This is a genomic window from Gemmatimonadota bacterium (genome assembly GCA_016712265.1).
Taxonomy (GTDB): domain Bacteria; phylum Gemmatimonadota; class Gemmatimonadetes; order Gemmatimonadales; family Gemmatimonadaceae; genus RBC101.
The window spans coordinates 872350-894231 of the sequence record JADJRJ010000030.1; the positions used below are offsets into that span (position 1 = coordinate 872350).

At 65.9% G+C, this 21882-nt stretch carries 23 protein-coding genes; 6 read left to right on the forward strand and 17 right to left on the reverse strand.

The features are described 5' to 3' along the window. Positions 1–13: 13 nt before the first annotated feature. The 11 genes from IPK85_19330 to IPK85_19380 form a co-directional block, all read right to left on the reverse strand. Positions 14–280, reverse strand: a complete 267-nt coding sequence (locus IPK85_19330) for a hypothetical protein (GenBank protein ID MBK8249525.1) — start codon at positions 278–280, stop codon at positions 14–16. A gap of 4 nt (positions 281–284) precedes the next feature. After that, on the reverse strand, positions 285–539 hold the full coding sequence (locus tag IPK85_19335) for a hypothetical protein (protein ID MBK8249526.1): 255 nt from the start codon (positions 537–539) through the stop codon (positions 285–287). Beyond that, positions 536–1846 carry a 2-oxo acid dehydrogenase subunit E2 gene (locus tag IPK85_19340; GenBank protein MBK8249527.1) on the reverse strand — a complete coding sequence of 437 codons (1311 nt, stop codon included), beginning with the start codon at positions 1844–1846 and terminating at the stop codon, positions 536–538. The genes IPK85_19335 and IPK85_19340 overlap by 4 nt, the downstream gene beginning before the upstream one ends. Before the next feature lie 24 nt (positions 1847–1870). Further along, positions 1871–2155, reverse strand: coding sequence for a hypothetical protein (locus IPK85_19345; GenBank protein ID MBK8249528.1), 285 nt, complete (start codon positions 2153–2155; stop codon positions 1871–1873). 2 nt (positions 2156–2157) lie between these two features. Further along, positions 2158–3135: an alpha-ketoacid dehydrogenase subunit beta gene (locus IPK85_19350; GenBank protein ID MBK8249529.1), complete on the reverse strand. Its 978-nt coding sequence runs from the start codon at positions 3133–3135 to the stop codon at positions 2158–2160. Beyond that, the gene (locus tag IPK85_19355; protein ID MBK8249530.1) at positions 3132–4307 is read right to left on the reverse strand and encodes a thiamine pyrophosphate-dependent dehydrogenase E1 component subunit alpha; all 1176 of its coding nucleotides are present in this window, start codon (positions 4305–4307) and stop codon (positions 3132–3134) included. Before IPK85_19355 ends, IPK85_19350 begins: the two co-directional genes overlap by 4 nt. After that, the gene (locus tag IPK85_19360) at positions 4308–4619 is read right to left on the reverse strand and encodes a hypothetical protein (protein MBK8249531.1); all 312 of its coding nucleotides are present in this window, start codon (positions 4617–4619) and stop codon (positions 4308–4310) included. 4 nt (positions 4620–4623) lie between these two features. Next, the gene (locus tag IPK85_19365) at positions 4624–5061 is read right to left on the reverse strand and encodes a hypothetical protein (protein MBK8249532.1); all 438 of its coding nucleotides are present in this window, start codon (positions 5059–5061) and stop codon (positions 4624–4626) included. After that, positions 5058–6392, reverse strand: coding sequence for an inositol-3-phosphate synthase (locus IPK85_19370; protein MBK8249533.1), 1335 nt, complete (start codon positions 6390–6392; stop codon positions 5058–5060). The genes IPK85_19365 and IPK85_19370 overlap by 4 nt, the downstream gene beginning before the upstream one ends. A gap of 23 nt (positions 6393–6415) precedes the next feature. Further along, a complete protein-coding gene (locus IPK85_19375) occupies positions 6416–7129 on the reverse strand; it encodes a CDP-alcohol phosphatidyltransferase family protein (protein ID MBK8249534.1) in 714 nt (237 codons plus the stop codon). Positions 7130–7243: 114 nt separating this feature from the next. Next, the gene (locus tag IPK85_19380) at positions 7244–7576 is read right to left on the reverse strand and encodes a hypothetical protein (GenBank protein ID MBK8249535.1); all 333 of its coding nucleotides are present in this window, start codon (positions 7574–7576) and stop codon (positions 7244–7246) included. Between the two features lie 87 nt (positions 7577–7663). On the opposite strand from IPK85_19380, the gene IPK85_19385 reads away from it, so the two are divergent. The 6 genes from IPK85_19385 to IPK85_19410 all read left to right on the forward strand — a co-directional run bounded on the left by IPK85_19385 (position 7664) and on the right by IPK85_19410 (position 14490). Further along, complete coding sequence (locus IPK85_19385; GenBank protein MBK8249536.1) at positions 7664–8869, forward strand: serine hydrolase; 1206 nt, start codon at positions 7664–7666, stop codon at positions 8867–8869. Positions 8870–9025: 156 nt separating this feature from the next. Continuing rightward, a complete protein-coding gene (locus IPK85_19390) occupies positions 9026–9355 on the forward strand; it encodes an iron-sulfur cluster assembly accessory protein (GenBank protein MBK8249537.1) in 330 nt (109 codons plus the stop codon). 7 nt (positions 9356–9362) lie between these two features. Next, positions 9363–11306, forward strand: a complete 1944-nt coding sequence (gene nagB, locus IPK85_19395) for a glucosamine-6-phosphate deaminase (GenBank protein MBK8249538.1) — start codon at positions 9363–9365, stop codon at positions 11304–11306. 78 nt (positions 11307–11384) lie between these two features. Further along, positions 11385–12893 (forward strand): sodium/solute symporter, encoded by a 1509-nt coding sequence (locus IPK85_19400; protein MBK8249539.1) that lies wholly within the window; start codon positions 11385–11387, stop codon positions 12891–12893. Continuing rightward, on the forward strand, positions 12890–13825 hold the full coding sequence (locus IPK85_19405) for a hypothetical protein (protein ID MBK8249540.1): 936 nt from the start codon (positions 12890–12892) through the stop codon (positions 13823–13825). Before IPK85_19400 ends, IPK85_19405 begins: the two co-directional genes overlap by 4 nt. Positions 13826–13833: 8 nt before the next feature. Continuing rightward, complete coding sequence (locus tag IPK85_19410) at positions 13834–14490, forward strand: DedA family protein (GenBank protein MBK8249541.1); 657 nt, start codon at positions 13834–13836, stop codon at positions 14488–14490. Here IPK85_19410 and IPK85_19415 read toward each other — a convergent pair. The 6 genes from IPK85_19415 to IPK85_19440 all read right to left on the reverse strand — a co-directional run bounded on the left by IPK85_19415 (position 14468) and on the right by IPK85_19440 (position 21876). Then, positions 14468–15436, reverse strand: coding sequence for a GNAT family N-acetyltransferase (locus IPK85_19415; protein MBK8249542.1), 969 nt, complete (start codon positions 15434–15436; stop codon positions 14468–14470). The genes IPK85_19410 and IPK85_19415 overlap by 23 nt on opposite strands. 14 nt (positions 15437–15450) lie before the next feature. Then, entirely contained in the window at positions 15451–17010 is a 1560-nt protein-coding gene (locus IPK85_19420) for an amino acid permease (protein MBK8249543.1), read from the reverse strand. Positions 17011–17168: 158 nt separating this feature from the next. Then, positions 17169–19721, reverse strand: coding sequence for a sodium-translocating pyrophosphatase (locus IPK85_19425; protein MBK8249544.1), 2553 nt, complete (start codon positions 19719–19721; stop codon positions 17169–17171). Positions 19722–19933: 212 nt separating this feature from the next. After that, positions 19934–20827, reverse strand: a complete 894-nt coding sequence (locus IPK85_19430; protein MBK8249545.1) for a hypothetical protein — start codon at positions 20825–20827, stop codon at positions 19934–19936. A gap of 123 nt (positions 20828–20950) precedes the next feature. Next, a complete protein-coding gene (locus IPK85_19435) occupies positions 20951–21373 on the reverse strand; it encodes a biopolymer transporter ExbD (protein MBK8249546.1) in 423 nt (140 codons plus the stop codon). A 14-nt stretch (positions 21374–21387) separates the two neighbouring features. Continuing rightward, a complete protein-coding gene (locus tag IPK85_19440) occupies positions 21388–21876 on the reverse strand; it encodes a biopolymer transporter ExbD (protein ID MBK8249547.1) in 489 nt (162 codons plus the stop codon). Positions 21877–21882: the final 6 nt, after the last annotated feature.

Consider the following 21882-nt stretch of genomic DNA (forward strand, 5'->3'; position numbering starts at 1 on the left):
TCCCGGCCATCACTCACGAAGCGTACCCGGCTTCCGGGGAGGTCGCGCTGGCCTGCGACTCGCCAAACAGGCGCTGCAAGTCGGCGTCAGTCAGCTCGGCGAGCGATTGCTCGCGCGAGCGGGCGCCAACCGGCGAATACCGTGTGACCCGTACCTCGCGCTGGCTGCCGGTGCCGCTGACAAACATGAGGCCGAACTCGTCGCGATCGTACTGGGTGACGTACCCCGAGGGGAACACGCTCCAAGTGCGGCCGTCGACAGCAAGGGATCGGGAAGGCATGGGATCAGAACTCCACTTCAGAGAGGATCGGGGCGTCGACGCGGGGGAGTCCCGCGGTGTGGCGCGCGGCCGCAAGCGTCGCCGCGTCGCGCGCCTCCAGAAACTCGATCAGGACACCCGGCAAGGCGGCGTCCTCGAACAACCAGTAATTGCACCCTGCCCCACGCAAGGCCTCGCGACGCCCGCGCAGGTCGTCGAGCACCTCGGCTCGCCGCTCCACGGGAAACTGCAGCGCCTGCGTCACGAGGGCACGGGTCACCGCCCAGCCTCTGGCCAGGTTTCCAGCGTCTGCTTGACGAACGCCATGAACTGGTCGGCGTCGGCACCGTCCACGATCCGGTGATCGAACGAGATCGACAGGTAGGTACAGGTTCGAATGGCAATCGTGTCCTCACCATCGGGCCCAGTGCGCACCTTGGGACGCTTCTCGATCGTGCCAACGCACAGGATGGCCACGGTCGGCTGCGGGATGATCGGTGTGCCCATGACCGACCCGAAGACCCCCGGGTTGGTGATGGTGAAGGTCGCGTCCTGCACGTCCTCCGGCTTGAGGCGCTTGGATCGCGCGCGGGTGGCCAGGTCGTTGATCCCCTTGGTGAGCCCCACGAGGTTCAGCGTGTCCGCCCGCTTGACGACCGGGACGATGAGTCCCCAGTCCATCGCAACAGCAATCCCGATGTTGTACGACTTGCGGAATACGATATCCTGGCCGCGGATCGCGGCGTTGAGCACCGGGAATTTCTGCAACCCCTGCACCACCGCCTGTGTGATGAACGGCAGGTAGGTGAGCTTCTCGCCGTGCTGCTTCTCGAAGTCCGCGCGGAGCGCCGCGCGCACGCGGGACACACGCGTCAGGTCCACCTCGAAGAACGAGGTGACATGCGCGGAGGTGTGCTTCGAGTACACCATGTGCCCGGCCGTCAACCGCCGGATCTTCGACATGGGCTCGACCACGTCCCCCGGCCACGGCTCGACGGCCGGCGGGTCGAAACCGAAGCCACCCGGCGCATAGGACGACGCCATGGGCATCGGGGCGACCACGGACGGGGTGGCCGGACGCGCCGCGCCCGATTCCAGGAAGCCAACGAGGTCCTTTCGCGTAACGCGTCCCGCAACGCCACTCCCGCTCAACGACGACAATTCCACGCCGTGTTCAGCGGCCATCTTGCGCACGAGCGGTGAGGACTTGGACCGGATGCGGTCCTCGAACGACCCGGGTGCTGCGGCGGGCTGGGTGGGGACCGGCACGCTCGGCGCCGCCTGCGCAGGAGAGGCGGGAACGACCGGGGCAGCGACCGCGGCGACGGGAGCGGGGGCGGCCGCCGTCGGAGAGACGGCGACACTCGCGTCGGTCTCCAGGCGCGCGACCACCGTTTGCACCGGAACCGTCTGGCCCTCGATGACCAGGATTTCGGCCAAGGTCCCTGCGGAAGGTGACGGGATCTCCGCGTCGACCTTGTCCGTCGATATCTCGAACAGGGGTTCGTCGCGCTTGACGGCGTCGCCGACCTTCTTGAGCCATCGCGACATCGTCCCTTCCGCGATCGACTCACCCATCTGGGGCATCACGACATCGATTCGAGCCACGTGCTATCCTCTCCCGTTGGATGGCGGCGCTCCGCGCCGCAATCGCCAAAAGACCAGAGCCGGCAGGGATATCGCGCCGACCAAGGCGCCAATCCCCGCATAGAAATACCAGTTGCAGGTCGGCAATCCCTCGCACCCCGGGGAGCGCCGAGCCCCTTCGATCACCTTGCCCAGGAGCACCGCGACCATCGCGCCGCTCCAGGTTCCCACAAACACGGAAAAACAACCGATCCCCACGCGCCGCCCGAGGGCGACGTCCTTGTCATCCGTCCCCGCCGTCGACCCCACGGTCAGTACGCCGCGACCCACCGGGCGGCGCGCACGACATCGCTCGTTTGCGGCAGCACGAAGTCCTCGAGCTGCGGGGCATACGGTAGGGGGATGTCGTGCGCGGTCACCCGCATGATCGGCGCGTCCAGCCAGGCAAAGGACGATTCAGAGATGCGCGCGGTGATCTCGCCAGCAATGCCGCCTGTCCGGGTGTCCTCATGGAGGATGAGCACCCGGTTGGTCTTGCGGACGGTTGCCTGAATGGCCTCGTCGTCGAGCGGGGCGAGGGACCGCAGGTCGAGCACCTCGACCGACATGCCGTCCTCCTGCTCCAATTGTTCCGCCGCTTCCAGTGCCTTCCAGACTGTCGCCGCGTAGGTGATGATCGAGAGATCCTTCCCTTCGCGCGCCACTCGCGCCTTGCCGATCGGCACGGCGCCGTCCCCGGTCGGCAGCTCTCCCTTGATCCGGCGGTAGAGGTACTTGTGCTCGAAGAACAGCACGCAGTCCTCGTCCCGGATCGCCGACTTCATCAGGCCATAGGCGTCCGCCACGGTCGCCGGGTACACCACCTTCAGCCCCGGGGTGTGGATGAACCCCGCCTCGGGGTTCTGGGAGTGGAATGGCCCGCCGCGCACATAGCCGCCGCTCGGCCCCCGCACGACCATGGGGCACGGGAGGAACGCGCGATAGCGGGCAGTCGCGACGTAGTTGGTGAGGATGTCGTACGCGTTGGCGATGAAGTCGATGAACTGCATCTCCACCACCGGGCGCATCCCCATATGGGCCGCGCCAGCGGCGGCTCCCACGATGCCGATTTCCGAGATGGGCGAGTCGATCACGCGTGCGTCGCCGAACTTCGCGGCCAGCCCCTCGGTGACCTTGAACGCCCCACCGAACGCGCCGATATCCTCGCCGATGCAGAAGACGCTCTCATCGCGCGTCATCTCATCGAACAGGGCCTGGCGAATCGCCTCGAGGTAGGTGATCTCGCTCATACGCCCTTCCCCCCCGACTTTGCATCCCAGGTTCCCCATCCTTCGGCGCGTTCATTCCGCTCCACGGCGGCCCGGGTACCCTCCCGGAACCAGAGCGGGGTCTCGGCTGGGGGATCCGCGTAGACGCCACGGAGCGCATCGTGGGGTTCCGGGAACGGCGACTGCTCCGCGATCTCGGTGGCCGCGTCGACTTCGTTGCGGACGCGGGCGTCCACCGCATCGAGTTCTGGCGCCGTGAACCCCAGCTCCTTGAGCAAGACGCCGTGGTAGCGGTCGATCGGGTCATTGGTCGCCGCCCACTGCTCGATTTCACCCTCAGGCACGTAGGACTGGTTGTCGTGTTCGGCGTGGCCTTTCCGTCGGTAGGTGATGAGCTCGACCAGCGTGACGCCGCCGCCAGCGCGCGCGTGGTCCACCGCCGCGCGAGTAACGTCGTACACCGCGAGGACGTCGTTGCCATCGGCCTGCAGCCCCTGCACGCCGTATCCCGCGGCCTTGTCCACCATCTGCTTCGCCGCCGTCTGCTTCCAGGTCGGCGTCGAGTAGGCGTACTGGTTGCTTTCGACGACGACGACCAGCGGACAGCGTTGGACGGCCGCGAGGTTGATGCCCTCGTGAAAGGCGCCGGTGGACGTGGCGCCATCCCCCACGTAGACGAGGCCGACGCGATCCTGCCCGCGCATCTTGAACGACAGGGTCACGCCGGCCATCACGGGGACCATGTCGCCTAACGGGGAGATCTGCCCGATAAAGCCACGGTCCAGGTCCCCGAAGTGGATGTTCAGTTCCCGGCCGCCGGTGGGCGAGTCGCCGCGGGCCATGTATTGGCGCAGGATCTCGAGCGGGGTGGCGCCTTTCACGAGCATCGCGCCCATGTTGCGAATGAGCGGCGACATGATGTCTCGTCGCTCGAGGGCAAAGCACGAGCCGACGGCGTCGGCTTCCTGGCCCAGCGACCGGAACAGCCCGCCGACGACCTTGGTCTGGCGATACAGCGCCACGAGCCGTTCTTCGAGGGTGCGCGTCAGGCGCATCCAGTAATACAGCTCCAGCTTCTGTTCGCGCGACAAGAGAGCCGACGGCCGCGTCGAGGCAGCCTTGTTGCGAATGCGCCGATCCACCGCCCCGGGGTCCTGCCGTCCGCCGTCTGCCGCCTGCCGTCTACTGCCCATTCAGTACGCGGCCTCGAGCTGGTGGCGGGCGTCGTCGTGGCGGTGCAGGCTCACGAAGAACTTTTTCACATTCCGGTCGAGCCGACTTTCGCCCATCTGGTCGGTGTGCACCTCAACGAAGGTGTAGTGACCGCCTTCGGGGCGAGCCGACAGGCGCAGGTGCGCGACCACCTCGGGGGTACCCACGACGCCCGAAAAGACGCGTTCGCGCGTGCCGCGCGGGTTGAGTGACAACCCGAGGCCGGTGAAGAAGGTGTCGGCCGCCGCGATCACCTCGGCCGGCGCGAGGTGCGTACGATAGAAATGCCGCATGGGATCAGTCCTTGACCTGCGTGGTGTCGTCGCCCGGCGCCCGCTCGGGGTAGACCTGTTGCATCCAGTCTTGCACCCGCTGCAGAGCCTGTGTGGAGTCGCGCCGGAACTGCAGCCCGACGGCCCAGGACCCGGCGGTCACGAACATGAGGTTGGTGCTATAGGTGCCGATTTCCGGCTCTTTCGTGAACCCGTTGTTGATGCTCTTGCGGTCCTCGTTGGTGGCGAAGATCCGCCCTTCACCCCCTTCGATGGGCTCCCCACTTTCCTTGTCCCGCACCACGACGCGGAACCGGATCGGCTCCAGGGCGCGGGGCGGGACGGGATCCATCCAGACCTGGATGAAGAGGTCCTCGGTATACAGCCGCTGGTGCGGCCGGTCGCCGGTCGGCGCACAGCTCAATGAGAGGAGCGCGAGGGCCGTGGCGACGAGGGGCCTCATGACGCGTAGTACTCCAGGCCAAGGTGGGTGATCTGGTCCTCGCCCATCAAGTGGCGGAGGGTGTTCTTGAGTTTCGTCTGCTGGATGAACAGGTCGTGTTCCGGCTGCAGCCCGGGGGCGGCCATCGGGCTCTTGTAATAGAATGACAGCCATTCCTGGATCCCCTTCATTCCCGCCCGCATGGCGAAATCGGAGAAGAGGGCGAGGTCCAGCACAATCGGCGCGGCGAGGATCGAGTCGCGGCAGAGGAAGTTCACCTTGATCTGCATGGGGTAACCCATCCACCCCACGATGTCGATGTTGTCCCAGCCTTCCTTGTTGTCCCCACGCGGCGGGTAATAGTTGATGCGGACGACGTGCGAGAAGTCCTTGTACAGCTGGGGATAGACCTCGGGCTGCAGGATCGTGTGCAGCACGGAGAGCTTGGACTCCTCCTTGGTCTTGAATGACGCTGGGTCATCCAGCACTTCGCCGTCGCGATTGCCGAGGATGTTCGTCGAATACCAGCCGGCGAGTCCCAGCATGCGCGCCTTGAGCCCCGGGGCGATCACCGTCTTCATCCAGGTCTGACCGGTCTTGAAGTCCTTCCCCGAAATCGGCACCCCGCGTTCATTGGCCAACTGAATGAGCGCCGGCGTATCCACCGCAAGGTTGGGAGCGCCGTTGCAGTACGGGACCCCTTCCATGATGCACGCCCAGGCGTAGAGCATCGACGGGGCGATCTCGTCATCGTTTGCCGCCATCGCCGCCTCGAAGGACGCGATCGTGGCGTGCTGCGGTCCCGGCTTGATGAAGGTCTCGGTCGAGGCACACCACACCGCCACGAGGCGATCGCACTGATGCTTCGCCTTGAAGTCCCGGATGTCCTGGCGCAGCTGCTCGGCCAGATCGCGCTTCGTCGGCCCCGTCTTGACGTTGGTGGTGTTCGTGAGGCGCGTGACGTACTTCGAATCGAAGACCGCCTTCATCGGCACGATCCCCTTGAGGAAGTCGGCCATCGGCGCCAGGTCCTTGTCTTCGAGCACGCCGGCTTTCTTTGCCGCCGTGTAGGCGTCGTCGGCAATCGGGTCCCAGGCGCCGAACACCACGTTCTTCAGGTCATACAGCGGGACAAAGTCCTTGATCAGGGGTGCCCGACCCTCGGTCCGCTTGCCCAACCGAATCGTCGCCATCTGCGTGAGCGAGCCAATCGGCGCGGACAACCCCCGGCGCACACTTTCCACGCCGGCGATGAACGTGGTGGCGACGGCACCGAGCCCCGGGGTAAGGATCCCGAGCTTGCCGGTGGCCGGCTGGATGGAGACGCGAGGTGTTGAGGATGAACCCTGCACGATGGATGGACTCCGAGTTTCGACTAACGAGGGAGAGTCGCCGACACGGCGGCGACAGGAGAAGGCGTCACGGTGGACGCCGAAGATTCCGCGACCCCTTCGGGCAGCTGGCTGGTCACGCGATACACAAACGCAATGCGTTGGATCGCCGTGATCCATGCCGTCACGGAGAGCAGCACGCAAATCCCGATCAGGACCCATCCGTCCAACGCGAGCCCGAAGAACGCCTGGGGTGCGGATAACAGCGTGACACGTTCCGGACGCTGCAGCATTCCCACCTTGGCGTCGATCCCGAGGCTCTCCGCCCGGGCCCGTGTGTAGGACGTCAGGAACGTCCCGATGATCCCCATCAGCAGCACACCCACCATGGGCGTGGACGTCCACGACGGGACGGAATGGTGGACATCGTTCCGCGCGAAGAAGATCACCAGGCCACCCAGCACCGCACCGTCGGCCACCCGGTCGAGGGTCGAATCGTAGAACGCCCCAAACACGGTCGAGCGCCCGGTTCGTCGCGCGACCGTCCCATCCAGGACGTCGCAAATGGCCGTGAGGCCGAGGGTCCATCCGGCAATGGAGATGTGCCCGGTGGCGTAGATCACGCCTGCCGTCATCGCCCACAACGTGCCGATCGTGGTGATGGTGTTCGGGCTGACGCGTCGTTCCACCATCCAGTCGGCGACCGGGGCAATTACGCGCAGGTAACCGCGCTTAATGGCTTCCCAGAATGTGACCATGCACGGGGGAGGACGGGGGGCGATCTGGCCACGCGGCCCCAGGAGCGCGGTGGCGTAGAATCGATAGAAGTCCGTGAAACTACGGGGTTTAGTGCCCTTGAACAACCCGCGGAGCTAGGGTACCCGCCAGTCCACCACACCGGTCAGGGCCACCCCCTCCCGCGTGTACGATCGGCTCCCATCGGCGAGGGCTGCGCGTAGCCGAATGGAGGCCCCGGCCGCGACGCCGTTGACCGCCAGGACCGCGGTGGTGTTCGACGGCACGCTGCCGATCGGGAATTCCGCCCCGCCGGGCGCCGTCACGTAGACAGTCACCGCTTGCGACGCGGTGTTCGTCACCTTGACCGAGCTGGGCGTTGCGCCAGGGTTGGTTGGGGTGGTAACAACCACCTTGCGTGCGCAGGCCTGAGACGCCGCAAGGAGCGCGACGAGGAGGAGCTTTCGCATGGGACTGGGGTGTGGTTTGGGGCCCGACCGATCGGGTCCCAAGTTATACTCTCCCCACCTCCTGCTGCTCCCGGAATCCTCCATCCCATGACACCACGTATCGCGCGTCGTGGCCTGACCCTCGGCTTCCTGCTCCTGGGATGCCGTGCGCCAGCCCAGATCCCCGCGTCACCCGAACTGGCGATGGCCCCGGAGGCTGAGATCGCCGCACGCGGATTGGACGCGGGGCGAGTTCGCACTGCGCTCGATGGGGTGCTCAGCAAGGCGCTGCGAGACTCGGCATTCCCGGGCGCTATCGCCCTGGTGGGCACGCGGCACGGCGTGGTGGCAAGCGCTTCGGTGGGACGTCTCGACTGGCCGGCCTCTGCGGTCCCGGTTGATGCGGGGACCATGTGGGACCTCGCTTCACTCACGAAGGTCGTGGGCCTGACGAGCGCCCTCATGCAGCTGGTGGCCTCCGGCCGGGTGGACCTCGACGCCCCGGTTCAGCGCTACGTCCCCGATTTCGTCGGGGACGGCAAGGAGAGGGTGCGTGTCTCCGACCTGTTGACACACAGCTCGGGGCTCCCCGCGTGGCGGCCGCTGTACAAGGAGAGTGAGACGCGCGACGCCGCCATTCGGCTCGTCCTCGGCACGCCGCTCGAGGTGCCGACCGGCACGCGCATGGTCTACAGCGATCTGGGGGCGATTGTCCTGGGCCAGGTGGTCGAGCGCGTCTCGGGACAGTCGTTCGACAGCTACCTGCAGCGGGAGCTGTTCGGCCCGTTAGGCATGCGGCACACCATGTTTCGCCCACCGCAGGGGATGCGAGGGCATATCGCCCCCACGGAACTGGATCCCTGGCGGCAGCGGCACCTCCTGGGTGAAGTACATGACGAAAATGCCGCACGCCTGGATGGGGTCTCATCACATGCGGGGTTGTTTTCCAGCGCGGCGGACCTCGCCCGGTTCGCGCGCATGCTGCTCGGACACGGCACGTTCGAAGGTCGCCAGGTGCTCGATTCCGCGACAATCGCGCGATTCACACGCCCCTGGAACCGTTCGATTTCCCCGCGTGGCCTGGGTTGGGAAACCGCCACCGGAAGCAACTCGGGGGGCCGCAAGCTGTCGGCGCGGGCGTTCGGCCACACCGGGTTCACTGGCACCTCGATCTGGGTGGATCCGGACAAAGACCTGTTCGTCATCCTGCTGACGAACCGCGTGAACCCGACGCGGGAGAACCGCAAGATCGGTGAGGTTCGGATCGCCCTGGCCGATGCTGTGGCAGACGCCTGGAGCCGCCCCGACCGGTAGTCGGTCGGGGGAACCGGGCGGCAATTCCGGGATACTGTCACGTGCCGGCAGGACCGGGCCTGCTTGTTGCCCTATCCCGGCATCGCTACGTTTCCAACGTCACACGCCCCCGATGGTAAGGAGGACTCGATGAGCACGAATGTTCAGCCCGACGTGATGGTCACCGTCACCCCCGCGGCCGCTACCGAAGTTCGGAAGTTCATGGAAGCCGAGCAGGTCTCGCCGGACGTTGGCGGGCTTCGCGTCAGCGTGCAGCCGGGTGGCTGCAGCGGCTTCAAGTACGGTCTCCTGATCGAGGACCAGCCCGCGGACGACGACTACGTCGTCGCGCAGGAAGGGTTCAAGATGTTCGTGGATCCGTTCTCGGCGCAGTACATCAACCAGGTTGTGATCGACTACACGTCGTCGATGCAGGGTTCCGGCTTCACCTTCAAGAACCCGAACGCGACCGGCGGCTGCGGCTGCGGGTCGTCGTTCTCCGCCTGACGAAGGCGTGAACAACCCGGCGCCAGGCGCCGGCGCAGTCGATCGCACGGCCCGCGAGACCCTTGAGGGTCGCGGGCCGTTGCCTTTTGCGCGCGGAGCCCTCGAACGAATCCCCGTTCGCGTCGTCGACGAGCACGAGGACATCGCGCGCGACGTCGCGCAGCGGATTGCCGCTGTCATGCGCGAGCGCGCCGCCCAAGGACGGCCCTGCGTCCTTGGTCTCGCCACAGGGTCGACACCCATCGGTGTCTACCGTGAGCTGATGCGACTGCATCGGGACGAGGGACTGAGCTTTGCCCACGTGGTCTCGTTCAACCTGGACGAGTACCACCCGATGTCGCCGGACAGTGTGCACTCGTACCACCGGTACATGTGGGAGAATCTGTTTCACCACGTGGACATCCGACCCGAGAACGTCCACATCCCGTCAGGCACGGTGGACGACCTGGGGGTCGAGGCGCACTGCGCCGCATACGAGGCAGCCATACAGGCCGCGGGCGGGATTGACTTCCAGGTGCTCGGGATCGGGAAAACCGGGCACATCGGTTTCAACGAACCCGGATCCAGTGCGGAGAGCCGTACGCGCCTCGTCACCCTCGACCTGGTCACGCGCCGAGATGCGGCCGCGGACTTTTTTGGCGAGGCGAACGTCCCGCGTGAGGCGATCACCATGGGGATCGCGACCATCATGCAGGCCCGAGAAGTGGCGATCCTCGCGACGGGCGAACACAAGGCCAGCATCGTCCGTCGCGCCGTCGAGGGTGCGATCGACACGCAGGTGGCCGCTACGTACCTGCAGCAACACCCGAACTGCACCTTCTACGTGGATCGCGCAGCGGCCGCCGCGCTCACGCGGATCGCGACACCGTGGCTCGTCGGTCCGGTGGAGTGGACGCCGGCGCTGGTGGAGCGCGCCGTGGTGTGGCTCTCCCTCACGTGTGGGCGCGCGATCCTCAAGCTCACCTACCCTGACTACGCCGAGCATCGCCTGACGTCGCTCGTCCTGCGATACGGGTCGGCGGGGGCAGTCAACGGCGAGGTGTTCCAGCGCCTCGGGGCCAAGATCCACGGCCGCTCCAAGCTCCCGCGCGGCCAAAAGGTGCTGTGCTTCTCACCGCACCCCGACGACGACGTCATCTCGATGGGCGGGATCCTGCGGAAGCTGGTGCAGAACGAGAACGTGATCACCGTGGCGTACATGACCAGCGGCAACATCGCCGTCTTTGATCATGACGTGCAGCGATATGTCGACTTCCTCGGGCGTCTGGCCGGCACGGGTCGCCTGAACGCGCGCGAGGTCACCACCCTCCGCGATCGGGTGCTCGCCTTCCTCGGCGCCAAGGCTCCCGGAGACGTGGACAGTACGGACGTGCAGGAGATCAAGCGGCTGATTCGGGAAGCAGAGGCCGTCAGCGGGATCGAGGCGTTAGGCCTCTCGGCGGCGAACGCCACCTTCCTGAACCTCCCCTTCTACCAGACGGGCAAGGTCCGCAAGGACCCGATCGGAGCGACCGACGTACAGATTGTCGCCGACCTGCTGGATCGCGAGGCGCCGGACCACGTCTTTGTCGCCGGCGACCTATCGGATCCGCACGGGACGCACCGGATGTGCAAGGAGGCGATCGATCGCGCGCTGGCGACCCGACGTACCGCCCATCCCGGGCGCCCGTCGCCCACGGTGTGGCTCTATCGCGGGGCCTGGCAGGAGTGGCCCGTGACCGAGGCCAACTACCTCGTGCCGTTGTCGCAGGATGAACTGGACCTCAAGATCCAGGCGATCTTCCGGCACCAGTCACAGAAGGACTCCGCCCCCTTCCCCGGCCAGGACGATCGGGAGTTCTGGCAACGCGTGGAAAGCCGGAACAAGGACACGGCGCGCATTGTCAACGACCTGGGCCTCGCCGAGTATTTCGCCATGGAGGCCTATGTCGTCACGCCGCCGACCGGCTGACCGCACGGCTCGCGCGGCGGCCGCGCGGCGACGCGGCGTGGCCGTCCCATCCCATTCCCACTCCCGATTCCGTACACGATGAGCCAGCAATTCACCCTGCTCGACCTTGTGGTGTTGGTGGCGTACATGGGGATCACGGTGTGGCTCGGCATCTGGCTGGGTCGCGGCCAGAAATCGGCGCGTGACTACTTCGTCGCCGACCGCGCCATTCCCTGGTGGGCGATCCTGTTTTCGGTGGTGGCGACCGAGACCAGCGCCCTCACGTTCATCTCCATTCCCGGGTTGGCCTACCTGGGCGATTTCACCTTCCTCCAGGTCGCCTGCGGGTACCTGGTCGGTCGATTGGTGGTCTCGGCCGTGCTGCTGCCCCGCTACATGCACGGCGAACTCGTCACGGCCTATGCGCTGCTCGAGCGACGTTTCGGTATCGCGACGCGCCGGTTGGCGTCCATCACCTTCATGGTGACGCGCGCGCTCGGCGACTCGGTGCGTGTGTTTGCCACCGCGATCCCGGTGGGCCTCATCATGGGCCCGGTGCTCCCTCCCCATCTGGTGGGGCCCGTCTCGATCCTGATCCTTGGCGCGCTCACGCTGCTCTATACCTACCACGGCGGGATGCGCGCCGTGGTGTGGACCGACGTCATGCAGACGGGGGTCTATGTGTTAGGCGGTGTGGCCGCGTTGTGGCTCCTGGGCCAGGGGGTCGACGGCGGATGGACGGCGATCCTGGCCCGGGCGGGCGAGGCCGGCAAGTTGCGTGTTCTGGACACCGCCCTGGTCATCGACCGGCCGCACACGTTGTGGGCCGGGCTAATCGGCGGGGCGTTCCTGGCCATGGCGTCGCACGGCGCCGACCAGCTCATCGTGCAGCGCCTGCTGGCCGCGAATTCGTTGCGCGATGCCCGCCGCTCGCTGATCGGCTCCGGGATCGCGGTGATCATCCAGTTCGCCATGTTCCTGTTCATCGGCGTTGGGCTCTGGGCGTTTTATGAGGCCCGACAGTTCCCCAAGCCGGATGAGATTTTCCCGACCTTCATCATCGAGGTCATGCCGCCCGGGATAACGGGGCTCGTCGTCGCGGCGATCCTGGCGGCGGCCATGAGTACCGTCTCGGGAAGCATCAACTCGTTGGCGGCAGCGACCACGCACGACATCTACCTCCCGCTGACCGGTCGCAGTGCGGACGATCCTGGCGTGCTCCGTGTCGGCAAGCGGTTCACCCTCGGGTGGGCGGTGATCCTCGTTGGGGGTGCCCTGCTCTACAAGGCACAGGGAACCCCAGTCGTCGTCATTGCGCTGTCCATCGCGTCGTTCACCTATGGCGGCCTGCTCGGGGGCTTTTTCCTGGGCATCTGGTGGCCGCGCGCGCAACAGCGCGATGCCATCACGGGGATGTCGGTGGGGATCGCGTGCATGGCCATCGTGGTCTTCGCAAAACAGCTGGGGGCCGCTTATCCTTCGCTCGCTTCCAGCCTGGGGCCGTTCGCGCGCATCGCGTGGCCCTGGTATGTCCTCATCGGCACTTCCATCACGGTCCTCGTTGGCATGATCAGTTCGTTGACGCACGCGCCAGGTCGGCGCCCATGAGCATGTTTGTCGTCGGTGTGGATGGGGGTGGCAGCCACACGCGCGTTTCGGTGGCGGACGAGGCGGGACACGTCCTCGGCGCGGCCGAGGGCCCGGGGAGCGCGGTTCGCCCCGGGGCAGCGGCCAGCTCCGCGGAAGTCATCGCCGGGGTCGTCCGCGAGGCGCTGGACAAAGCGGGACAGCAGCCGGCTGTGCCCCGCGTACTTTGCGCCGGGGTCGCGGGGGTGGGCCGGGAGCCGGAGCGAGAGGCCCTCACCCAAGCACTGGCGGCGCTTGGGCTGGCCGAACAGGTTGTGGTCTTCTCTGATGCCTTGATCGGCCTCGAGGACGCTTTCGGAACGGGGGCTGGCATTCTCGTGACGGCCGGCACCGGATCAATTGCGTGGGGGCGTGGTCCCACCGGCGCAACGGCGCGCTGTGGCGGCTGGGGCCCCGTGTGCGGCGATGAGGGAAGCGGTGTGTGGCTCGGACGTCGTGCCCTCAGCGTGGTGACGGCGGCCTACGACGGTCGCGAGATGGAGACGGCGCTCACCGGAGCGATCCTCACCGCCACGGAGTGCGGCGACGTATCGGAACTGGTTCCCTGGGCCGCCCATGCGGCGGCCGCAGACCTCGCCGGGTTGGCGCGTGTGGTGCTGCAAGTCGCCCAGGGAGGCGACCTGCGCGCCAACTCCCTCGTGAGCCTCGCGGTCGAGGAGCTGCTGTTGCACGCCCGCACCCTGGCGCGTCAGTTGTTCGTCGACGAACGCGTGGCGATCCCGATGGCGTTAGGCGGTGGGCTGATGACTCGCGGTTCCCTGCTCCGCAAGCGGATGTATGCGCGTCTCAAGACCGCCCTCCCGGGTGCCGCGCTGCGGGATGACGAAGTCGTCCCGGTGCGCGGCGCGGTGGCAGCCGCCCTCCGCGCCGGACGAGCCTCACCGACGACCTAGTCCCCTCCATGGAATTTCTGCAGACCGCCATCGACTACGTCCTGCACCTCGACACACACCTGGCGGCACTGGTCGCGTGGGCGGGGCCATGGACGTACGTCGTGCTGGCCCTGATCATCTTCGCCGAGACCGGCCTCGTGGTGACGCCGTTCCTCCCGGGCGATTCCCTGCTCTTTGCCACCGGCGCCCTGGCCGCCGCGACCGGCACCATGAACGTCTGGTTGCTGCTCGGCCTGCTGATCGTGTGCGCCATCGCCGGTGACGCCGTCAACTACTGGACCGGGACGATCTTTGGAAGTCGGGCGGCCGCTGGCAAGCTGCCGTTCGTGAAGAAGGCGCATATCGACCAGACCCACGAATTCTTCACGCGCCACGGCGGCAAGACGATCTTCCTCGCGCGCTTTGTCCCGATCATCCGCACGTTTGCACCGTTTGTCGCCGGCGCGGGCACGATGTCATACGCACGCTTCGCGATGTGGAACGTGACCGGCGGCATCACCTGGGTCTCGTCGATGCTGCTGTCCGGCTACTTCTTCGGGAACCTGCCGATCGTGAAGGACAACTTCTCGCTGGTGATCCTCGGCATCATCATCGTGTCGATCATTCCCGGGATTGTCGCCATCCTCCAGGAGCGCGCGCGCGTCAAAGCGGGAACTCCATCATGACGTCCCCGCGCTGATACCCCGTCGCCCCGGGGAACGGCACACGCCGGAACCCGGTGCGCTCGTAGAGCCGCAGGGCATCACGCAACACCTCGTCCGACAGCAGGTAGAGTCGAGTCGCCTGCTGTGCGCGCGCAAATTCGATCACGGACCGCACCAGCCACTCCCCGAATCCGCGGCCGCGCCACGCCGGATCGACGGCCATCTTGGACAGTTCGTAGACTCCCGGGCCGTGTCGCATCACCGCGCACGAGCCGACCAGCTGCGCGCCGACCCGGATGAAGAAGATCTCCCCGCCCGGAGCGATCACCTGCCCCTGGACGTCGCGGAAGACCGCTTCATCCTTCGGCTCTACGCGAAAGAACTCCTCCAACCATGCGCGATTGAGGCGCTCGAAGGCCTCTGCATAACCACGCCGAAAGGTCTCGAGGACCGGCGCCTGCTCTTCCCCGTCCAGCTCCAACTCGAAATAGCGTCCTCCGGGAAGGTGCACCGCGCCGTAGGGTGCCCGTTCGACAAACCCATGCCGGCGGTACTGTCGCACGGCTGAGTGCATGAAGGGCAAGGTGTCGAGGCGGAGTCGCACCATCCCCATCCGTCGGGCCTCATCGAGGACGGCTTCGAGCAGCCGGTTCCCAAGGGACATGCCGCGATACCCAGGGGCCACGAACAGCCGCTTCAACTCGCCCACCCCAGGCTCGAGGGTCCGCAACGACGCGGTGCCGCCCGCGAGCCCATTCACGAGCGCCACGAACAGCCGTCCGTCCGGCGGCGCGAAGTCACCGGGGAAATGCTCGATCTCGCCGGCAAACCCCTGGGCATCCAGTGCCGTCTCGTACCCGGGAAACCCGCGAACCCATTCCCCATACGCAAGCACGAGGGCACGAGCGTCGTCGAGCAACGCGCCGTCAGTGACCGCGAGGATCTCGACTTCCTCGGCCTCGTGCATGGCGGGCCCCCTGCTTACGGAAGCTTGTCCACGACCACCCGCCGACCGGTGCGCAGCACCGAGTGTCGGTAGCCGTAGAGGAAGTACACCACGAGCCCGACCGCGAGCCAGATCCCGAAACGGATCCAGGTCACTCTCGGCAACTGCATCATCAGGTACAGGCAGGCGGCCACCGAGATCAGCGGTGTGAACGGCGCCCCCGGAACGCGGAACGGCCGGTGGCGATCTGGCTCCCGGATGCGCAGGACGATGACACCGATCGACACCAGCACGAACGCGAACAGGGTGCCGATGTTCGTGAGGTCGACCACCTCCGCGATGTTCGCGAAGGCGGCGAACGTCGCCACGAAGGTGCCCGTGATGATCGTCCCGACCCAGGGCGTCCGGAAGCGCGGGTGCACCTTGGCCATGAGCGGCGGCAGCAACCCATCCCGCGCCATCGAGAAGAAGATGCGCGGTTGGCCCATCTGGAAGACCAGCAGCACGGATCCCATCGCGATGACGGCACCAAGGGCGATGATGAACCGTGACGCGTTAAGCAACACCGGCGGGCCGTTCGCGAACTGGAGCGCGGTGATCATGGGCTCCGGCGTCCCGAGCTGCTTCCACGGCGCCATCCCCGTGAGCACAGCCGAGAGGATGATGTAAAGCACCGTGCAGATGATAAGCGACATGATGATCCCGAACGGCATGTCGCGGGCCGGGTTCTCCGCCTCCTCTGCTGCCGTGGACACCGCGTCGAACCCGATGTAAGCGAAAAAGATGATCGCCGCTGCCGCGGAGACGCCGGCGAACCCGTTCGGGGCGAATCCACCGTCGACCGGGTTGGTCCAGTTGGAGGGGTTGATCAGGAAGGTGCCCACCGCGATGAAGAACAGGATGATCCCGACCTTGAGGATCACCATCGCGTTATTGAAGTTCGCCGACTCACGGACGCCACGGACGAGGATGATCGTCATCGTGAACACGACCAGGGCCGCAGGCAGGTTCACGATCAGCGGCAGGCTGCCAAGATGCGGCGCACCGGTCCAGGCAGAGGCCAGGAATTGCGTGGGGGCATCCGTCGCCCCGGCCGCCACGGCGTTGAACGCATCGTGTGCGCTGCGATAGTCCGTGCTCAGCCACGCCGGCATACTCAGGCCGAGGTGGGATATCAGCTCGCGGAAGTGCCCCGACCAGCCGATGGCGACGCCGATATTTCCCACCGCGTATTCGACAATCAGGTCCCACCCGATGATCCAGGCGACGAATTCGCCTAACGAAGCATACGAGTACGTGTACGCCGACCCGGCGATCGGGACCATCGCCGCGAACTCGGCGTAACACAACGCGGCGAACCCGCACGCCACCGCGGTGAGCAGGAAGGAGAAGATGATCGCTGGCCCCGCTCCGGGCCGAGCCGCGTCCCCCACGATGGCCGTGCCGGTCGTGGCAAAGATGCCGGCACCAATGGTGGCGCCCACGCCAAGCGCCGTCAGGTGCCACTTGGTGAGAGAGCGCTTGAGCCCAGTACCGTGGGTGACGTCGGCTTCACAGTCGGCGACGGACTTTCGCGCGAAGATGGAATGAGCCAAGGGGAATCAGGTGAGGGGAGCGGCAGACGACAGACGCGAGCGTACCCTTGCCGGCGAGGGAGCGCAAGACGCAACCGAGGCGATGGGACGAAATGCAGGACGCCGGGCCCTCGACCTTCGAGAGCCCGGCGCCTGGTGCTACGGTGCAGCGTCAGCGACTACGCGTGCGTCCTCGCGCCTTCGCTCTGGATGCGCATCCCGTAGAACGAACGGTAGACGAAGTACATGCTGATCACGAGGAACAGTGCCGCGAGGCCGTGCGTGAGCCCCGTCCCCTGCTGCGCCGTGAGGCTCACCGCGAGTTCCACCGCGAGCAATCCAAACAGCGTCGTGAACTTGATGACCGGGTTCAGCGCCACCGACGACGTGTCCTTGAACGGATCGCCGACGGTGTCACCGACCACCGTGGCATCGTGCAGCGGGGTGCCCTTCATCTTCAACTCGGTCTCCACGAGCTTCTTGGCGTTGTCCCAGGCACCGCCGGCGTTGGCCATGAACACGGCCTGGTACAACCCGAACAGGGCGATCGAGACGAGGTAGCCGATGAAGAAGTACGGTTCGACAAAGGCGAAGGCGAGCGTGCTGAAGAAGACGCCGAGGAAGATGTTGAACATGCCGCGCTGGGCGTACACGGTGCAGATCTCCACCACCTTCTTGGAATCTTCCACCGAGGCCTTCTCGACCCCTTCCAGCTTGATGTTCGCCTTGATGAACTCCACCGCGCGGTACGCGCCCGTGGTCACGGCCTGCATGGACGCGCCCGTGAACCAATAGATGATCGCGCCACCGGTGATCAGGCCGAGCAGGAACGGCGGGTGCAGGAGCGACAACTTGGTGACGAACTCCGGCTGCAGGCCCTGCGTGAGCGACACAACGATCGAGAAAATCATGGTCGTCGCGCCAACGACGGCCGTTCCGATCAACACGGGCTTCGCCGTCGCCTTGAAGGTGTTGCCGGCGCCGTCGTTCTCCTCAAGATGCTGCTTGGCTTCCTCGAACTTCGGGTCGAAGCCGAAGTCCTTCTTGATCTCCGCCTCGATTCCGGGGATGTTCTCGATCGTCGAGAGCTCGTACACCGATTGGGCGTTGTCCGTCACCGGACCGTAGGAGTCGACGGCGATGGTGACCGGACCCATCCCAAGGAAGCCGAACGCCACGAGGCCGAACGCGAAGACGGCGGGCGCCAGCATCAGATCGCCGAGCCCCTGCATCGACACCCAGTACGAGATCGCCATCAACAGCATGATCGCGATGCCCAGCCAGTAGGCCGAGAAGTTACCGGCCACCAGGCCGGACAGAATGTTCAGCGATGCCCCGCCCTCGCGAGACGACGCGACCACTTCGCGCACGTGGCCGGACTCGGTCGACGTGAAGACCTTCACGAACTCCGGGATGATCGCGCCTGCGAGCGTGCCGCAGGTGATGATCGCCGAGAGCTTCCACCACAGGGTCGGGTCACCGCCGATGTTGCCGATCAGGAACTTCGACGCGACAAACGTGATGACCACCGAGATGATCGACGTCAGCCACACCAGGCGGGTCAGCGGCGCCTCGAAGTTCATCTTCGACGCGTTCTCGTACTGGCTCTTGGCCATCGCTTCGTTGATGAAGTACGACAGGCCCGAGGCAATGACCATGAACACGCGCATCATGAAGATCCAGACCAGCAACTCCACCTGCACCGCGGGGCTCGTCACCGCGAGGAGGATGAAGGAGATCAGCGCGACGCCGGTCACGCCGTAGGTCTCGAAGCCGTCGGCCGACGGGCCGACGGAGTCACCGGCGTTGTCACCCGTGCAGTCCGCGATGACGCCAGGGTTCCGGGCGTCGTCTTCCTTGATCTTGAAGACGATCTTCATGAGATCGGAGCCGATGTCGGCGATCTTCGTGAAGATACCGCCGGCGATACGCAGTGCCGCGGCACCGAGCGACTCACCGATCGCGAAGCCGATGAAGCAAGCGCCCGCGTAGTCTCCCGGCACGAACAGGAGGATGAAGAGCATCAGAAGCAGCTCGACTGAGATCAGCATCATCCCAATCGACATGCCGGCCTTGAGCGGGATCGCATAACACGGAAACGGCTTGCCCCGCAGCGCCGCGAACGACGTGCGCGAATTGGCGAAGGTGTTCACGCGAATGCCGAACCACGCCACCCCGTACGAACCCGCGATACCGACAAGCGAGAAGAAGAGGATGATGAGGACCTTGGAGATCGGAAACCCGCGAACCTCGGCTCCCGTCACCGGGTCCACCGAGGGCGCCAGCGCGCCGAAATACACCGCCACGATCGCCCCGATAAACAACCAGAGCACCATGATGAACTTGCCTTGGGTCTCCAGGTACGTCCGGCAGGTCGCATAGATCAGCTCGGACACCTCGAGCATCGAGCGGTGCACCGGCATCGCCTTGAGCTGGCTGTAGATCCAGAGCCCGAAGAGGAGGCCGAACACGGAGACCAGGATCCCGCTCATCAGGAGCGTGCGACCATTCGTTCCACCGAAGAAGGTGGCCGTCGAGAGATCAGGGACCTTCAGGTTGGCTTCGCCACCGGGTTGATGCTGCACCGGTCCGGCTTGGACCGCGGCCGGAGCTGCCGCCACCGTGGCGGCGACAGGATCAGGGATCTGCGCCGCTACTGGTGCGGAGCCGACCATGAGCGCCAACCCGAGGGACAGCGCCCTCAGCCAGCGGTGAGACGAGCGAATCGGCATTACACGTTCTCCAGGCAGGGAATTGGGGGCCTGGGTCGCGCGAACGACACTCGACAGACGCGACCCCGCATACGCAGCGAGCGGGCAGTGGGGCCGCCCGCTCGTCATGCCTGGGACTGCACTCCCTCACCTGTGCGAGAAAGGGCTGAGCCCGGGCGGCGAAAAGATACTCGCCACGCCCGTGACTGGCCAGACACAAGCGGGAATTGGACTTACGTGCGGGGCGCCTCGGCCGTCACGATGGCCGTATCCAGCACCGCGCGGCCATTCCCCCGCACCGCGGGACGAAATCGGATCTCGGAGAGCATCTCCCGGACTCGTCGATTGTACCCACCGTCGTTCGAGGGATTGAAGGCGAGCAACCGGGCGTTGCCCAGCGTATCCACCTCGAAGTAGGCAACCATCTTGTACGGCCGGACTTTTCCAGGGACGGGTAGTGGCAGGATGGGGAGGGCCACCACGGTCGGTGGAAAAACCTCGTCGTCGTCGTTGCCATTGCCAGTGCCTGAACCGGTGCCTGACCCACGGCCCGTGCCCACACCGGAGCCAACGCCCCCGCCGGACCCTGGACCGGTCCCCGCGGTGCCATCCTTCCCAGTGCCGCCTCCCGTACCCGGCTGCACACTCGCGGACTGCGAAGCCGTCCCCTTTGAGGTGTCGGCTGCGACCGGCGGTGGCGGTGCAGCCGGCTGCGGCTCCGGCTCCGGCTTCGGAGGCTCAGGCGGCGGAACCTCCGGCTTCGGGACTTCCACCGGGAGGGGTTGAACCGTTGCTGCGGCCGGCGGCTCCGGAATGGAGAAGTAGCGCAGCGACTCCCGGGTCGGCTCGCCGCCTGTGCCGCGGTTTCCCCCGCCGCCGCCACCGGCCCGTCCATCACCCCGCGGCCCCTGCTGCTGGGTGGCATTGATCGACTCGGCGAGCCAAAGAGGCGGCGCGATGACGAGGACGATCAGCAGAATGTGGAGGGCGAGAGACGCAACGGTCGCCTCACGGCGGTTCCGCTCGCGGTCCGGAATGCCGAGCGGAGGCCGATACGACCGGCGCCCCGGTTGAGGGTCGCTGGGCGGGGTCGGATCAGGGACGAAGGTGGATCGCCGAAGAGTCACGGGCGCGGCTGAGTCATGCGCAAAGTTATACGACCCTGAAGGGGAAAGGGTTCATGGCACGAAAAGCCAACGGCGGCCCCCGAACCGGGGCCGCCGTTGGCTTTGAACCGGACGCGCCGTCCCTTACTTGGCTGGCGCGGCTTCTTTTGGCGTTACGCCCAGCACCTTCACGCCATTTCCACGGGCCTGATCCATGGCCCAGATGACGTTCTGGTACTTCACGGTGGGATCACCCTTCACGAACATGATCTTTTCCGGGCGCGGGTCATAGATCGACTTGATGCGCGCGGCCAGGGCGTCCTTGGGGACGTTTTCCTTGTTGATCGCGTACTGGTCGTTCGGGAGGATCTCCATCACGATCTGGTCCGAGACCGCGTTCGCCGGGGCGATCGACGGATTCGGGTCGGGCAACTGCAGGTCCACGGCGCGACGCACGGTCGGCTGCATCACCATGAAGATGATGAGGAGCACGAGCATGACGTCGATCATCGGGACGACGTTGGGCTCATTGGTGAGCCCGCCGCCACCACCTGTACTCATTCCCATGGTCGATGGCCTCCCTATCTCTTGACGTCTTGAGGGTTATCGCCTTCGACCGAGGACGTCGTGCCTGGTCGCTGGTCGGACACGGCGCCGACCACGCGGACGCCCGCCTTGGACGCGATGTCCATGGCGTCGAGGATCTTGCCGTATTCAAGCTCCTTGTGGGCCTTGATGTACAGGATCTTGTCGACGGTTCGCTTGTCGTAGATCGCACGCAGCACGTTGCCGATCTTTTCGTTCTGGTCGGCCCCAGGCTCCGTGAACATGTCGATCGACTTCTTGTTCATGTAATACTTGCCGCTGGCGTCGATGCCGAGCACCTGATCGAGTTCTTCCTCGGGGTGAGCCTTGAGGTTGATCCCTTCCGGGGCAACCGCGGTAAAGCCCGAGGTGATGGCTGGTGTGACCACCATGAAGATGATGAGCAACACCAGCATGACGTCGATCATGGGCACGACATTGGGTTCGGCCTTTACGCCGGACCCGCCGCCGACTGACATACCCATGGGATT